Source organism: Leifsonia xyli (assembly GCA_001647635.1).
GTDB classification, from domain to species: Bacteria; Actinomycetota; Actinomycetes; order Actinomycetales; family Microbacteriaceae; genus Leifsonia; species Leifsonia xyli_A.
Genome location: CP014761.1, coordinates 1,769,397 through 1,784,921 on the forward strand (window position 1 = coordinate 1,769,397; position 15,525 = coordinate 1,784,921).

A 15,525-nucleotide genomic window follows, 5' to 3' on the forward strand; every position below is an offset into this window, starting at 1 on the left:
GCCGCCCCCGACACACACGTGTCGAGGACGGCTTTCCGGTGGAGGGCTGAAGCCCCTTACTGCGCGAGCGTCAGCAGCACGTCGTCACCGGGGGCGGCGGGGACGAAGTCGGCCTCGATCTCGGCGCGGCCGAGCAGCTCGTTCATGCGGCGCTGGCGGTGCTTCGGGATCAGCGTGACGACGGTGCCCTGCTTGCCGGCGCGGCCGGTGCGGCCCGAGCGGTGCAGATACGTCTTGTACTCGTCCGGCGCGTCCGCCTGGATAACCAGGTCGATGTCGTCCACGTGGATGCCGCGGGCGGCCACGTCGGTCGCCACCAGCACGTTGACACGTCCGCTGGTCAGCTTCTCCAGGTTGCGCGTGCGGCGCGACTGGTTGAGGTCGCCGTGCAGGCTGACGGCGGGGATGCCGGCGTCCTCCAGCTGGTCGGCGAGCATCTCGGCGAAGGCGCGGGTGCGGGCGAAGACCAGGGTCTTGCCCTCGCGGTCGGCGAGCTGCTCGATGATGGCGCCCTTGTCGCGGTGCTCGATGACGAGCACGCGGTGGTCGATGGTCGAGGACGCCTGGTCCTCCCCTGCCACCTCGTGCACGGCCGGCTCGACGAGGAACTCGTCGACCAGCTGCGCGACACCCGAGTCCAGCGTCGCCGAGAAGAGCAGCTTCTGGCCGCCCTCGGCGGTGTGGCGCAGGATGCGCTGCACCGGCTCGAGGAAGCCGAGGTCGCACATGTGGTCGGCCTCGTCGAGGACCGTGATCGCGACCTCGCTGAGGTCGAGGCGGCCCTGCTCCACGAGGTCCTCGATACGGCCGGGGGTGCCGATCACGATGTCGACGCCGCGCTGCAGCGCGCCCACCTGGCGGCCCTGCGGCACGCCGCCGTAGATCTGCGTCGTGAAGAGGCCGACGCTGCGGGCGATCGGCTGCACGGTGCGGTCGATCTGGAGCGCCAGCTCGCGGGTCGGGGCCAGGATGAGTGCGCGCGGCGCGCGGCCCATCTGGCGCTTGCCGCCGGACTTGCCGGACTCGGCCCACAGCTGCATCAGGCGCTCGACCATGGGCGCGCCGAAGGCGATGGTCTTACCGGAACCGGTGCGACCGCGGCCGAGCACGTCCTTGCCGGCCAGGACATCCGGAGCGGTGGCGGCCTGGATCGGGAACGGGGTCTCTGCGCCGAGCTCGGCGAGCGCGCGGACGATGTTGCCGCCGAGGCCGAGGTCGGCGAAGGTCACGCCCTCGACGTCCTCCGCCTGGATGGCCTCCGCCTCGAGCCGTTCGAGCACGACGTCGTCGGTCGGGGCGAACGCGGGCTTCTCGTCGCGCGAGGGGTAGAAGGAGGAGTCACGGCGCGGGCGCTCGCTGCGGTCGTCGTACTGGCGACGGGGACGATCGTCGGCGTCACGGCGCGGGCGGTCGACGCGGTCGCCGAAGTCGCGGCGGGGACGGTCGGCACGGTCGCCGAAGTCCCGGCGGGGACGGTCGTCGTACTCCCGGCGCGGACGGTCGGCCCGGTCGTCGAACTGACGGCGCGGGCGGTCGCCGAAGTCGCGACGCGGACGCTCGGCCCGGTCGTCGAACTGACGGCGCGGACGGTCATCCTGGTCGCGACGAGGGCGCTCCGCGCGGTCGTCGAACTGCCGGCGCGGACGGTCGTCGTACTCGCGACGCGGACGCTCGGCGCGATCGCCGACGTCACGACGCGGACGGTCGGCCCGGTCGTCGAACTGACGGCGCGGACGGTCGTCGTACTCGCGACGCGGACGCTCGCTGCGCTCGTCGAAGCGGCGCGGACGGTCGTCCTGGTCGCGGCGCGGGCGGTCGTCGTACGACCGGCGCGGGCGCTCCTGGCGCTGCGAGCGGTCCTCCCACTCGCGCTCGGTGCGGCGCGCGTCCTTGCCGCGGGGCTCCCAGTTGGGGCGCTCCCCGCGCGAGGCGCCGCGGCCGGAGCCGGCGCTGTCGTCACGGCTGCCGTAGACGGAGCGGCCCCGGGCGGCGCGGTCCTCCGTGCTCCAGCGAGCCTTCTTCGGTGCCGCGCCCTGCTCCTCGGCGCGGTAGCCGCGGTGCTTGGGGCTGCGGCTACCGCTCTTGGGGGCGCCGCCGCGAGACGACTGCGATCGTCGGTCGTTGTTGTATCCGGGCATGGATGTTCTTCCTGGGTTGCTTTCGAGTGCGCGGCGGCGCGCCGAAGCGCACCGGATGTTTCCCGGGCGAACTGTGTCCGGGGCCGTTCACGATTGTGTGATCCGCACCGCTGATCGGGTGCAGAACCGGCCCGCTTGACTGACAAACCCATCCGCGCGACGAGCGCGGTGTCAAGAGCCGACCTCCCAACGATAGCGGATGGATGCTGGGAACGGGCTGCCCATCGCCCTCGGCCCGCGCGGGGCCGCGGGGTATACAGGGAGGTATGAGCGCATCCACCTCGTCGGACGGCCTCGATGCGATCGTCATCGGGTCGGGCCCGAACGGTCTCGCGGCCGCGCTGACGTTCGCGCGCGCCGGACTGCGAGTCCGGGTGTACGAGCGCAACGCGACGATCGGCGGCGGCCTGCGGACGGAGGAGCTGACCCTGCCGGGCTTCCTGCACGACATCTGCTCGGCCGTGCATCCCCTCGCCTTCGCCTCCGGCTTCTTCCGCACGTTCCAGCTCGAGCGCCGGGTGCCGTTCGTGGTGCCGACGGCCTCGTACGGCAACCCGCTGGACGGCGGCCGGGTCGCCATGGCGTACCTCGACCTCGACCGCACTGTCGACGGGCTCGGCGTCGACGGGCCGGCCTGGCGCGCGCTCCTCGGCCCGCTGGTGCGCGACGCGGACGCGGTGTCGCAGTTCACGCTCTCCGAGCTGCTGCAGGTGCCGCGGCATCCCCTCGTGGGCGCGCGATTCGGGCTGACGGCGCTGGCACAGGGCGGTCCCTGGTGGGATCTGCCGTTCCGCACCGAGGCGCCGGGTGCGCTGCTCTCCGGCGTGTTCGCGCACACGACCCTGCCGCTGCCCAGTCTTGCCGGCGCGGCCGCCGGACTCACCCTCGCGGTGCACGCCCACGCCCGCGGGTGGCCGGTCCCGATCGGCGGAAGCCGGGCGATCGCGGATGCCATGGCGGCCGACTTCGAGGCGCACGGAGGCGAGATCGTCACGAGCACGCCGGTCACGTCGCTGGCCGAGCTGCCGGATGCGCGGGTGATCGTGTTCGACACGCACGTCGCGGATGCGGTCCGGCTCGGCGAGGACCGGCTCCCCGCGTCGTACCTCCGCCGCGTGTCCCGGTTCCGCGACGGGAACGGCGTGTTCAAGGCGGACTTCGCTCTGTCCGGACCCGTGCCCTGGACCAACCCCGAGCTGTTCGAGACGGCGACCGTCCACCTCGGCGGCACGCGCGCACAGACCGCGCGCTCGGAGAACGCGGTGGCGCGCGGCCGGGAGAGCGACCCGCCCTACGTGCTGGTCGCGCAGCCGTCGCTGTTCGACGCGACCCGAGCGCCCGCCGGCAAGCACGTGCTGTGGGCCTACACGCACGTGCCGCGCGGCTCGACGGAGGACCGCACGGAGGCCATCATCCGCCGCATCGAGCAGTTCGCACCCGGCTTCCGCGACCTCATCATCGGCACGAACACGATGAACGCCGTGCAGATGGAGCAGCACAACCCGAACTACATCGGCGGCGACATCTCCGCCGGCGCCCCCGACTTCCGTCAGCTCGTCGCGCGTCCGGTGCTCTCCTCCGAGCCGTGGCGGATGCCCGGACGTGGCCTCTATCTGGCATCCGCTTCCGTCACTCCGGGCCCCGGCGTCCACGGCCTCGGCGGCTACTACGCCGCCCGGAGCGCCCTTCGGCACGAGTTCGGGATGACGCGGATGCCCGACCTCTCCCCCGCGCCCGACCAGGTGGCCGCCCCGGCGTCCGCCCCGCTCATCCCGGACGCGCTGCGTCCCCCGACCCCATCGGAGCCGTGAACATGTCCGCCAACGTCCGTCGTATGGCCTGCACGCCCGAGCAGGTGTTCGCCGTCCTCGCCGACCCGTGGGTGTACCCGACCTGGGTCGCCGGAGCCTCCCGCCTGCGCGCCGCGGACGACCGATACCCCGCCCAAGGATCGCGCCTGCACCACTCGATCGGCGTGTGGCCGCTGGTCCTCAACGACGAGACGCGCATCGACGAGTGGGACCCGCCCCGCCGGATGGTCCTGGAGGCGAAGACGCGACCCTTCGGCACCGAGCGCGTGATCATCGACGTGAAGCCGCGCGGGGGCGGCTGCCTGGTGCGCATCGAGGAGTACCCGTACACCGGGATCGTGACCAGGCTCCCGGGCGTCATCGCCGACGCCCTGCTGCACGTCCGCAACGCGGAGACGCTGCGGCGGCTGGAGTGGGTGGCGCGGGGGCGCGCCGCACACTGACGGCGGCCCCCGGGTCACCCGGTTACGACGAGACCGCCCGGGTGTCGCTGCGCGCCTCGTCGACCCGCATCGTCTCGGCGGAGTGCTCCGAGCGCCGCGACTCGACGGCGATCTTGCGCGGCTTCGCCCGCTCGGCGACCGGGATCATGACGCTCAGCACGCCATTGTCGTAGGACGCGGTGATGCCGTCCGGATCGACGTCGTCGCCGATCGTGAACTGGCGCATGTACGCACCGTAGGGCCGCTCCTGCGCGAGCCAGCGGGCGCCTTCGCGGTCGGCGGCCGTGCGCACCGCGCGGATCGTGAGGAGGTGGCCGTCGACGTCCACATCCACCGACGACGGGTCGGCGCCGGGGAGGTCGGCGTTCAGGATGTAGCGGTCGCCCTCACGGAAGAGGTCGACCGGCATCAGGCGCGGCTGGCGGCTGGTGTCGAACACGCTCTGGGCGATCCGGTCCAACTGGGAGAAAGGATCGAACGACATGGCCATCAGATATACCCCTTTCTTCAATTGAGCTGATGAGAGGCGGTTCTTGTCGCCTTTCGGCCACCGATATTAGCACTCTCCCATGGAGAGTGCCAAGTATTTTTCGGGCTTGTCAAGGCGGTTCCCGACACCGGTCGCGCGGCCTACCGTGCGTGTCGTCCATCGACCGGAAGGAACCCATCGTGGCCGCAACCGACACCAAGGCGAAGAGCACCGCGAAGAAGCCGAAGACCCCCGCCGTCCGCCGCACCAGCGCTGCCGGCGTCGCCCCGACCCGCCGCGAGCACGCGGAGCACGGCTTCGTCGCGTCGACGGAGCTCGCGCAGAACCTCCAGCGCGTGCACGTCGACCTGATCGAGCTCCACCTCCAGGGCAAGCAGGCGCACTGGAACGTCGTCGGCCGCAACTTCCGCGACCTGCATCTGCAGCTCGACGAGATCGTCGAGACGGCCCGCGAGTTCAGCGACGACGTCGCCGAGCGACTCCGCGCCCTGCACGCGACCCCGGACGGACGCTCCGCCACCGTCGCCGAGCAGACCAGCCTCCCCGAGTTCCCGAACGGCGAGGTCGACACCGCGGAGACGGTCGACCTGATCACCGAGCGGCTCGAGGCGGTCGTGCGCACGATGCGCGACGTTCACGACGACGTCGACGAGGAGGACCCGACCTCGGCCGACCTGCTGCACGCGATCATCGAGAAGCTCGAGCAGTACGCCTGGATGGTCAGTGCGGAGAACCGCACGCCCAGCCGGGCCTGACCGCCCGCTCGCGGTGGCGGCCGATCAGCTCCCCCGGATCCGGCGGGACAGCTCGGCCGCCGTCTCGCGCACCCGGGCGGCGAGCGCATCCCAGCGCTCCGGCGGGACGTTCTCGCGCGGGAACGTGACGGCGATCCCGGCCGCCGGCCAGCCCGCGTGGTCGCGCACCGAGACGGCGACGGACGCGAATCCCGGCGTCACGTCGCCGTCCTCGGTCGCGTAGCCGCGCTCGCGCGCCTCGGTCACCAGGCGGCGCAGCTCGGCGTACGAGTGCGGGCCCGAGCCGGTCCGGTCCTCGAAGGCGCCGGAGTCCGGGTAGAGCGCGCGCAGCTGTTCCCGCGGGAGCGTGGCCAGCAGGGCGCGACCGCTCGCGGTGAGGTGCGCCGGGAGGCGGACGCCCACGTCCGTGACCAGCCGCGGTCTCCGCGGGGCGCGCTCTTCGACGATGTAGACGACGTCGCGGCCGTGCAGCACGGCGACGTGGCCGGACTCACCGATCGCATCCACCAGGGCCGCGACGATCGGCCTCCCCAGGCGGCTGAGCGGCTGCTGCCGGGAGAACCCGCTCGACAGCTCGTACGCGGCGACGCCCAGTCCGTAGCGCTTCGCCTCGGGGAAGTGGAGCACGAAGCCGTGCTCCGCGAGGACCGTGAGCAGGTGGTAGACGGTCGAGCGCGGCAGCGCGAGGGACGCGGCGATCGCGGCGGCGGGCACCGGTCCGCGCTGGGCGCCCAGGTAGCCCAGGATGCGCAACGTGTTCTCGGCGGCGGGCACCTTGCTCACGGCAACCTCCTCGCCGGGTGAGTCTGGGATCCCGGACACTGAGCAGCGTACCGCCGACGCGCGGACAGCACCCCCGGAGCGAGGATCGGAGCATGCTCCAGACCCAGACCTCCGTCACCGTCGGCACCGGCGCGCTGACCATCGCCGACGTCGTCGCCGTCGCCCGGCACGACGCCCGCATCGAGCTCGACGCCAAGTCGCTCGACGGCGTCGCCGCCTCCCGCGCGATCGTCGAGGCGCTCGCGGACGACACCGAGCCGCACTACGGCATCTCCACCGGCTTCGGCGCCCTCGCCACCACCTTCATCCCGGGCGACCGTCGAGCACAGCTGCAGGCCAGCCTGGTGCGGTCTCACGCCGCCGGGTCGGGCCCGGAGGTCGAGCGGGAGGTGGTGCGCGCGCTCATGCTGCTGCGCCTGTCCACGTTGATGACCGGACGCACGGGCGCCCGTCCCGAGACGGTCGAGACGTACGCGGCGCTGCTGAACGCCGGGATCACGCCGGTCGTCCACGAGTACGGGTCGCTCGGTTGCTCCGGCGACCTGGCGCCGCTCGCGCACTGCGCCCTCGCGGCGATGGGCGAGGGCCGCGTCCGCGTCGACGGTGAGCTCGTGGACGCCTCCGACGCCCTGGCCGCAGCGGGCATCGCGCCGGTCGTGCTCGCCGAGAAGGAGGGCCTGGCACTCATCAACGGCACCGACGGGATGCTCGGGATGCTCGCCCTCGCCGTCCACGACCTCCACGGACTCCTCACCGACGCCGACATCGCGGCCGCGATGAGCGTCGAGGCGCTGCTCGGCACCGACGCCGTCTTCGCCGACGACCTGCAGCGGCTGCGCCCGCAGGCCGGCCAGGCGGTCTCGGCCGCGAACCTCCGCGAGATGCTGGCCGGCTCTCCGATCGTCGCCAGCCACAAGGGCCCGGAGTGCACGCGCGTCCAGGACGCCTACTCGCTGCGCTGCTCGCCGCAGGTGCACGGCGCCGCGCGCGACACCGTCGCCCACGCCGAGCTCGTCGCGTCGCGCGAGCTGGCGTCGGCGGTCGACAACCCCGTGCTCACGCTCGACGGCCGGGTCGAGTCGAACGGCAACTTCCACGGCGCGCCCGTCGCGTACGTCCTGGACTTCCTGGCGATCGCGGTGGCGGATGTGGCGAGCATGTCCGAGCGCCGCACCGACCGCTTCCTCGACCCCGCCCGCAACCAGGGGCTGCCCCCGTTCCTCGCTCACGAGGTCGGCGTCGACTCGGGACTGATGATCGCGCAGTACACGGCCGCCGGCATCGTCTCGGAGCTGAAGCGGCTCGCCGCGCCCGCGTCGGTCGACAGCATCCCGTCGTCCGCCATGCAGGAGGACCACGTGTCGATGGGATGGGCGGCCGCGCGCAAGCTGCGCCGCGCCCTCGACGGTCTCGCCCGCGTGCTCGCCATCGAGGTCATGACCGCCGCGCGCGGTGCCGACCTGCGCGCCCCGCTGCGGCCCGGCCCCCGCACGGGCGCGGTCATCGCCGCGCTGCGCACCGCGGTCCCCGGCCCGGGTCCCGACCGTCACCTCTCCCCCGAGATCGAGGCCGCCCACGCCCTCCTCTCCTCCGGCGCACTCCGCCGAGCCGCCGACCTCCCCTAACCCGCCCCACCAGCCGCCGAGCACAGGAAAAATGCTCGCCTCGAGGCCGAGTCGCAGCGTTTTTCCTGTGCTCGACGGCAGACGAAAGGACCACACGATGGATGGAGCACGACCGGTCCGCGCCGCGCGCGGCACCGAGCTCAGCGCGAAGAGCTGGCAGACCGAGGCGCCGCTGCGGATGCTGATGAACAACCTCGACCCCGATGTGGCCGAGCGACCCGACGACCTCGTCGTCTACGGCGGCACCGGCCGCGCGGCCCGCAACTGGGAGGCGTTCGACGCGATCGTCGCCACGCTCCGCGACCTGGAGGCGGACGAGACGCTGCTCGTGCAGTCCGGCAAACCGGTCGGCGTGTTCCGCACGCACAAGTGGGCGCCCCGGGTGCTGATCGCCAACTCCAACCTCGTCGGCGACTGGGCGACATGGCCCGAGTTCCGCCGGCTGGAGGCGCTGGGCCTCACCATGTACGGCCAGATGACCGCCGGATCCTGGATCTACATCGGCTCGCAGGGAATCCTGCAGGGCACCTACGAGACGTTCGGAGCGGTCGCCCGCAAGCGGTTCGAGGGTTCGCTCGCCGGCACCCTCACCCTTACCGGCGGGTGCGGCGGCATGGGCGGGGCGCAGCCGCTCGCCGTCACGATGAACGGCGGCGCCGTCCTGATCGTGGATGTGGACCGCACGCGCCTGCAGCGGCGAGTCGACCACGGCTACCTCGATGTGCTCGCCGACGACCTCGACGACGCGGTGTACCAGGCCGTGACCGCCAAGGACGAGGGCCGCGCGCTCTCGGTCGGCGTGGTCGGCAACGCCGCCGAGGTGTTCCCCGAGCTGCTGCGCCGCGGCGTCCCCATCGACATCGTGACCGACCAGACCAGCGCCCACGATCCCCTCTCGTACCTGCCCGTCGGCTACGACGTGGAGTCGTGGCGCGAGCGCGCAGCCGCGGACCCGGAGCGCTTCACCGAGGACGCCCGCCGGTCGATGGCCGCGCAGGTGGAGGCGATGGTCGGCTTCCAGGACGCCGGCGCCGAGGTCTTCGACTACGGCAACTCCATCCGCACCGAGGCACAGCTCGGGGGATACCAGCGAGCCTTCGACTTCCCCGGCTTCGTGCCCGCGTACATCCGCCCGCTCTTCGCCGAGGGGAAGGGCCCGTTCCGCTGGGCGGCCTTGAGCGGCGACCCCGCCGACATCGCGGCGACGGACCGCGCCGTGCTGGAGCTGTTCCCGGAGGACGAGCACCTGCGCCGGTGGATCACCCAGGCGGGCGAGAAGGTGCACTTCGAGGGCCTGCCCGCGCGGATCTGCTGGCTCGGCTACAAGGAGCGCCACCTCGCCGGACTGCGCTTCAACGAGATGGTCGCCTCGGGCGAGCTCTCGGCGCCGGTCGTCATCGGCCGTGACCACCTCGACTCCGGCTCCGTCGCGTCGCCGTACCGCGAGACCGAGTCGATGGCCGACGGCTCGGACGCGATCGCCGACTGGCCGCTGCTCAACGCCCTCCTCAACACCGCCTCCGGCGCGACCTGGGTGTCGCTCCACCACGGCGGCGGCGTCGGGATCGGGCGCAGCATCCACGCGGGCCAGGTGGTCGTCGCGGACGGCACTCCGCTCGCCGCCGAGAAGATCGAGCGCGTGCTCGTCAACGACCCGGGCACCGGCGTGATGCGGCACGTGGATGCGGGCTACGAGCGGGCGGTTGAGGTCGCCGAGGAGCGGGGCCTGCGCATCCCGATGCGCGAGCAGAGCGCCGCGCGACGATGACCGCGACGCTCGTCACCGGGATCGGCGAGCTCGTCACGTTCGATCCGGCGCATCCCGGCTCCCTGGGATCGCTGGCGGACGCCGCCGTGCTCGCCGTCGACGGCCGGGTCGCCTGGACGGGACCCGCCGCGTCCGCGCCCGTGGCGGATGCCGACGACGTCGTGGATGTGGACGGCGCAGCGGTCATTCCGGGGTTCGTGGACTCGCACACCCACCTGGTGTTCGGCGGCGACCGGGCGGCGGAGTTCGAGGCTCGGATGGCCGGACGACCGTATACCGCGGGCGGCATACGGTCCACGGTCGAGGCGACGCGTGCGGCCACGGACGACGCGCTGCGCGCCCGGCTGGTCGGCTTCGTCGCCGAGCTGCGCGCCCAGGGGACGACGACCTTCGAGATCAAGAGCGGCTACGGGCTGACCGTCGCCGACGAGGAGCGCCTGCTGCGGATCGCCCGTGAGGTCACGGACGAGACGACCTTCCTCGGGGCGCATGTCGTCCCTCCCGAGTACGCGACGGATCCGGACGCCTACGTCGATCTCGTCACCGGCTCGATGCTCGACGCGTGCGCGCCGCACTCGCGGTGGATCGATGTGTTCTGCGAGACCGGCGCCTTCACGGTCGAGCAGTCGCGGCGGATCCTTGAGGCGGGGGCCGCCCACGGACTGGGCGTACGCCTCCACGCCGCCCAGCTCGGACCCGGTGACGGTGTCGCGCTGGCCGTGGAGCTGGATGCGGCGAGCGTCGACCACTGCACCTACCTCCGCGATGAGGACGTGGAACGGCTGGCCGCCTCCCGGACCGTTGCGACCCTGCTCCCGGGCGTCGAGTTCTCGACCCGGCATCCCTATCCGTCGGGACGGCGGCTGCTGGATGTGGGCGCGAAGGTCGCCCTCGCAAGCGACTGCAACCCCGGCTCGTCGTTCACCTCGTCGATGCCGTTCTGCATCGCGCTCGCGGTGCGCGAGATGGGACTGACGCCGGCGGAGGCGTTGCGGGCGACGACGCTCGGCGGAGCGGCCGCCCTGCGGCGGGACGACGTCGGGCACCTGCGCGTCGGGGCGCGCGCCGACCTCGTCGTGCTGCGCGCCCCCTCCTACCTCCACCTCGCGTACCGCCCCGGCGTCCCCCTCGTCGAGCGCACCCTCACCCTCTAGCGGGCCGCCCGCCCCCATCGAGTACACGAAGAGTGCACGGCCGCGCGGCGTGTCGCGTGCACTCTGCGCGGACTCGACGGTGGAAACTCAGGCGGGTCAGCGGGAGGCGAGGCCGGCGGCGGCCTCGAGGACGAGCAGCGCGGCGAGGCGGACGGTGCGCTGGTCGGGGGTGTCGGCGCTCGCATCGACCTCGGCGATGTCGAACGACCGCACCAGAGGGGACGAGGCGGCCAAGCGCGCGAAGCGGCGCAGCTCCCACGCAGCCAGGCCGCCGGGGAGGGACGCCGGGCACCCCGGGGCGACGGAGCGGTCGCAGACGTCGACGTCGAGGTCCACGTGGATGGGACCTCCCGCGGCGCCTGCGATGTCCAGCGCCTCGGCCATGACGTCGTCGATCGTCCGGGCGCGCAGCGCGTCGAGCGTGATGACGGTGATGCCGTGCTCCTGGGCCCGCAGCGCGTAGGCGGCCGAGTTGGCGAAGTCGGCGATGCCCACCTGCACGACGCGGCGGCCGTCGAGGCCGGCCTCCAGCAGCTCGCGGACCGGCGAGCCGTTGGAGCGCCCGTCCCGCAGATCGTGGTGGGCGTCGAGCGTGATGAGCCCTGCTGCGCCGAGCGCGTCTCCCGCGGAGCCGAGCATGGCCGGGACGGTGAGCGAGTTGTCGCCGCCGACTGCGACGGTCAGCCGGGACCGGTTCGCGGCGTCCGCCACGGCGGCGATGGCCCGTTCCCGACCCTCCGGACCGTCGGGCTCGACCACGTCCCCGGCGTCCGCGAACCGCAGCGACTCCACCTCAGCGCCGGGCACGAACGCCGAGTACCGCCGTAGCGCGGCTCTCACCGCTGTCGGCGTCCGGTGGGCGCCCGTCGGGGACAGCGAGGTCTCATGTGTCGGGATGCCGACCAGAGCCAGGTCGACGTCCTCCTCGCCCAGCGCGGGCCAGTCGCCCGCACGCGGCCAGAGGGGATCGACGGACAGCCCGTGCTCGCTCATACCGCGACCCTAACCAGCGCCGGTCGCCGGCGATGCGGCGTCGCGCGGCCGGACGTCTGGGATCCCGGACGTCCGGCCGTCGCGCGTCAGATCTGCGACCCGCCCGCGGGCCGGGTGAACACCGGCGGCTGCGGCGCATCCGGCGTGCCGTCGTCGGGCGAGCCTCCGTCTCCGGAGCCGCCGCCGCGGGGTCCGTCATCCGGTCCGCGCGGGGCGTCGCCGCCCGGGCCATCACCGGAGCCCCCGGCCGCGGCGGCCCGAGCCGCCTTGCGCGCCGCCTTCCGCTCGCGTCGCCCGATCACCAGGTTGTACAGCGTCGGCAGCACGACCAACGTCAGGACGGTGGACGAGATCAGTCCGCCGATCACCACGATCGCCAGCGGCTGCGAGATGAACCCGCCGTGGCCGGTCACACCGAGCGCCATGGGCGTCAGCGCGGCGATCGTCGCGATCGCCGTCATCAGGATCGGACGGAGTCGGCGCGAGGAGCCGTGAGCGACCGCATCCGCGACGGTCATCCCGCGTCTGCGGTATTGGTTGACCAGGTCGATGAGCACGATCGCGTTCGTCACCACGATTCCGATCAGCATCAGCAGACCGATCATGGAGGCGACCCCGAGCGGGATGCCCGACGCGATCTGGAGCAGGATGGCGCCGGTCGCCGCGAAGGGCACGGACACGAGCAGCAGGATGGGCTGCAGCAGCGAGCGGAACGTCGCCACCATGACGATGTAGACGATGAGGATGGCCGCGAGAAGGGCGATTCCGAGCTGCCCGAAGGCGTCGGACTGGTTCGCCGAGACGCCGCCGATCTTCGCCGTCGCGCCCTCGGGGAGGTCGGCCGCCTTCAGTGCAGCCGAGACGTCCGCGTTCGCGGTCGTCAGGTTGTCGGTCGCCGGGGTCGCCGTCACGCTCGCGGTCCGGAGTCCGCGCTGGGTGGTGACCGTGGAGGGACCCTTGACCTCCGTGACCGAGGCCAGCGTGTCGAGCGGGACGATGCCGGTGGCGGTCGGGATCGGCAGCTGCGCGAGGCCGGCGACGGTGGTCGGCGGGTTCTCCGACTGCAGATAGATCTTGAGCGTCGTGTTGTCGATCGCGACCGATCCGGCCTGCGTCGGCTGCATCGCCTGCGAGACGATCGTGCCGACGGCGACCTCGCTCAGGCCCGCGGCGGCGGCCTTCGAGCGGTCGACCTCGACGGCGACGTACGGCAGCGACGCGGACAGATTGTCGGTCACCTGGGAGAGCGACTTCTTGGTCTGCAACTGCGTGAGAACGGAGTCCGTCGCCTTCTGCAGGTCACCGTCGTTGCTCGCGGTGATGTCGACCTGGATGTCGGACGATCCGCCGAAGCCGCTCGACGCGGACAGGGTGAGCTCCCCCTGGCCTTCGATGCCGTCGATCTCGTGCTGGATCGTGCTCTGCAGCTTCGCCTGGTCGGCGTTCGGGTCGGTCGTGATCGAGAACGTCGTGCCGCCCCCGCCGCCGGTGAAGGCGTCCCGGAGCGACGAGCCGGACGACCCGATCGACACCTGGACGGTCTTCACGCCCTTCGTGTCGATCAGCTTCTGCTCGACCACCTTCGCCGCGTCGTCCTTCGCCTGGAGGCTTGCGCCCGGGTCGAGGGTCTGGGTGACCGTGAGGGAGTTCTGTCCGCTGGATCCGAGGAAGTTCGTCTTCACGAACGGGAACGCGAAGAACGTGAGCACGAGCACCAGCGCGGCCGCCACCACGGTCACCCACGAGTGCTTCAGGGTCCATCGGATGATCGGCAGGTAGCCGGCCTGCAGACGCGACGGGTGCTCGAGCTCGTCCACGCCGGCAGCGGCCGCCTCGTCGACGGACAGGTGCGAGGCGTCGGTCGCCGACTGGTTCGCACCCTCGTGCTTGTGCACCTTGGGCGCACGCAGGAACCAGTACGCGAGCACCGGCACGATCGTGAGGGCGACGAGCAGCGACGACAGCAGGGCGATGGTGACGGTCAGCGCGAACGGGCGGAACAGCTCGCCGGTGACGTCGCCGACGAAGGCGAGCGGCAGGAACACCGCCACCGTCGTGATGGTCGACGCCGTGATCGCTCCGGCCACCTCGCGGACGGCCTTGACGATCGTGACGGCGCGATCGACGCCGGGCACGAGCTGTCTCCTGATGTTCTCGATGACGACGATGGAGTCGTCGACGACACGTCCGATCGCGATCGTGAGCGCGCCGAGCGTGATGATGTTGAGCGTGTAGCCGGTCGCCCACATGACGACGAACGTGATGAGCACGCTGGTCGGGATGGACACGATCGTCACCAGAGTCGCCCGCACCGACAGCAGGAACACGAGGATGACGATGACGGCCATGGCGAGGCCGAGCAGGCCCTCCTCGGCGAGGGAGTTGATCGACTGGGTGATGAACGGCGCCTGGTCGAAGACGACGGTGATCTTCGCGTCCGAACCCAGCTTCTTCTCGAGGTCCGGGATGAGGTTGGTGACCTCGTGCGAGACCTCGACGGTGTTCGCCGACGGCAGCTTCGTCACGGCGATCGTCAGCGCCGGCTCGCCGTTGACGCGCGAGAGGGAGGTGATCGGGTCGTCCGTCTCGGCGACGGTTGCGACGGAGCCGATGGTCGGGGGCGCGCCCGCGAGGACGACGGGCGCGTTGGCGACGGACCCGGCAGCGCCGCCGGCGCCGCCCGCCGCCGCACCGGCTCCACGTGCTCCTGCAGCGGCGCCCGAAGCTCCAGCCGACGCGGAGGAACCGCCCCCCGACGCCGACCGCACCAGCGGCAACGCGGCGATGTCATCCACCGACTTCAGCTGCTGCCCGGACTGGATCGACAGCGTCTTGCCGTCCTCGGTGATCGACCCGCCCGGGATGAGGACGCCGCTCTGCTGCAGCGCGTCCTTGATCGCCGACGAGCTCACTCCCGCCGCGGCCAGCTTCGCCGGGTCCGGCGTGATCGTGATGCGACGCCCGACCTCACCGACGAGCTGGGCGTCGTTGACGCCCTTCAGGTCTTTGATGTCCGGGAGGGCGAGCTTCGTGATGTCGTTCGCGAGCGTCCGCTGGTCGCCCGAGGACGAGACGGCGAGCTGCACGACCGGGAGGTCGTCGATGCTGCCGGACAGCACCTGCGGCTCGACACCGGACGGCAGGCCCGACTTGATGCGGTTGATCGCCTGGTCGATCTTCTGCTCCGCCGTCGCCAGGTCGGTCCCGTAGGTGAACTTCGCGGTGATGATCGACTGGTTGGTGCTGCTGACCGCCGAGGTGCTGTCGAGGTTCGGCACGCCCTGGATCGCCGCCTCCACCGGGGTGCTCACGTCGTTGTTGACGACCTCCGGCGATGCGCCCGGGTAGCTGGAGAGCACGACGAGCTGCGGGAAGGAGATCGATGGGACGAGCTCCTGCTTGAGGTTGTTCAGCGCGAGGCCGCCGAAGACCGCGGCGACGATCGTCACGAGCGCGATCAGGGCGCGGTTCTTCATGCTGAGAACGGCGAGGTAATGCACGGGTTTCCCCTTAGGGATGGGACTGACAGGACGCGCGGCAGCGGTGGCGCACGATGAAGTATGTC

General features: G+C 72.0%; 11 protein-coding genes. 6 read left to right on the forward strand and 5 right to left on the reverse strand.

The window, feature by feature from the left end; all coding sequences use genetic code 11:
- Nucleotides 1-56: 56 nt before the first annotated feature.
- Nucleotides 57-2,138 (reverse strand): RNA helicase, encoded by a 2,082-nt coding sequence (locus A0130_08710; GenBank protein ID ANF31740.1) that lies wholly within the window; start codon nt 2,136-2,138, stop codon nt 57-59.
- A gap of 266 nt (nt 2,139-2,404) precedes the next feature.
- Here A0130_08710 and A0130_08715 point away from each other — a divergent pair, with 266 nt between their 5' ends.
- Nucleotides 2,405-3,949 (forward strand): dehydrogenase, encoded by a 1,545-nt coding sequence (locus A0130_08715; GenBank protein ANF31741.1) that lies wholly within the window; start codon nt 2,405-2,407, stop codon nt 3,947-3,949.
- 2 nt (nt 3,950-3,951) lie between these two features.
- Complete coding sequence (locus A0130_08720) at nt 3,952-4,392, forward strand: polyketide cyclase (GenBank protein ID ANF31742.1); 441 nt, start codon at nt 3,952-3,954, stop codon at nt 4,390-4,392.
- Between the two features lie 22 nt (nt 4,393-4,414).
- On the opposite strand, the gene A0130_08725 is transcribed toward A0130_08720, so the two are convergent.
- Entirely contained in the window at nt 4,415-4,882 is a 468-nt protein-coding gene (locus tag A0130_08725) for a heat-shock protein Hsp20 (protein ID ANF31743.1), read from the reverse strand.
- A gap of 179 nt (nt 4,883-5,061) precedes the next feature.
- Here A0130_08725 and A0130_08730 point away from each other — a divergent pair, with 179 nt between their 5' ends.
- Entirely contained in the window at nt 5,062-5,637 is a 576-nt protein-coding gene (locus tag A0130_08730) for a DNA starvation/stationary phase protection protein (GenBank protein ANF33361.1), read from the forward strand.
- Between the two features lie 24 nt (nt 5,638-5,661).
- Here the strand turns inward: A0130_08730 and A0130_08735 are convergent, their stop codons facing one another.
- Entirely contained in the window at nt 5,662-6,420 is a 759-nt protein-coding gene (locus A0130_08735) for an IclR family transcriptional regulator (GenBank protein ID ANF31744.1), read from the reverse strand.
- A gap of 92 nt (nt 6,421-6,512) precedes the next feature.
- Here A0130_08735 and A0130_08740 point away from each other — a divergent pair, with 92 nt between their 5' ends.
- From A0130_08740 to A0130_08750, 3 genes are all read left to right on the forward strand, one after another.
- Nucleotides 6,513-8,045, forward strand: coding sequence for a histidine ammonia-lyase (locus tag A0130_08740; protein ID ANF31745.1), 1,533 nt, complete (start codon nt 6,513-6,515; stop codon nt 8,043-8,045).
- A gap of 97 nt (nt 8,046-8,142) precedes the next feature.
- Nucleotides 8,143-9,813 carry a urocanate hydratase gene (locus tag A0130_08745; protein ID ANF31746.1) on the forward strand — a complete coding sequence of 557 codons (1,671 nt, stop codon included), beginning with the start codon at nt 8,143-8,145 and terminating at the stop codon, nt 9,811-9,813.
- Nucleotides 9,810-10,967: an imidazolonepropionase gene (locus A0130_08750; protein ID ANF31747.1), complete on the forward strand. Its 1,158-nt coding sequence runs from the start codon at nt 9,810-9,812 to the stop codon at nt 10,965-10,967. The genes A0130_08745 and A0130_08750 overlap by 4 nt, the downstream gene beginning before the upstream one ends.
- A 96-nt stretch (nt 10,968-11,063) precedes the next feature.
- Here A0130_08750 and A0130_08755 read toward each other — a convergent pair whose 3' ends face one another.
- Nucleotides 11,064-11,960, reverse strand: a complete 897-nt coding sequence (locus A0130_08755) for a formimidoylglutamase (protein ID ANF31748.1) — start codon at nt 11,958-11,960, stop codon at nt 11,064-11,066.
- Nucleotides 11,961-12,046: 86 nt separating this feature from the next.
- Complete coding sequence (locus tag A0130_08760; GenBank protein ID ANF31749.1) at nt 12,047-15,460, reverse strand: hydrogenase expression protein; 3,414 nt, start codon at nt 15,458-15,460, stop codon at nt 12,047-12,049.
- Nucleotides 15,461-15,525 lie beyond the last annotated feature (65 nt).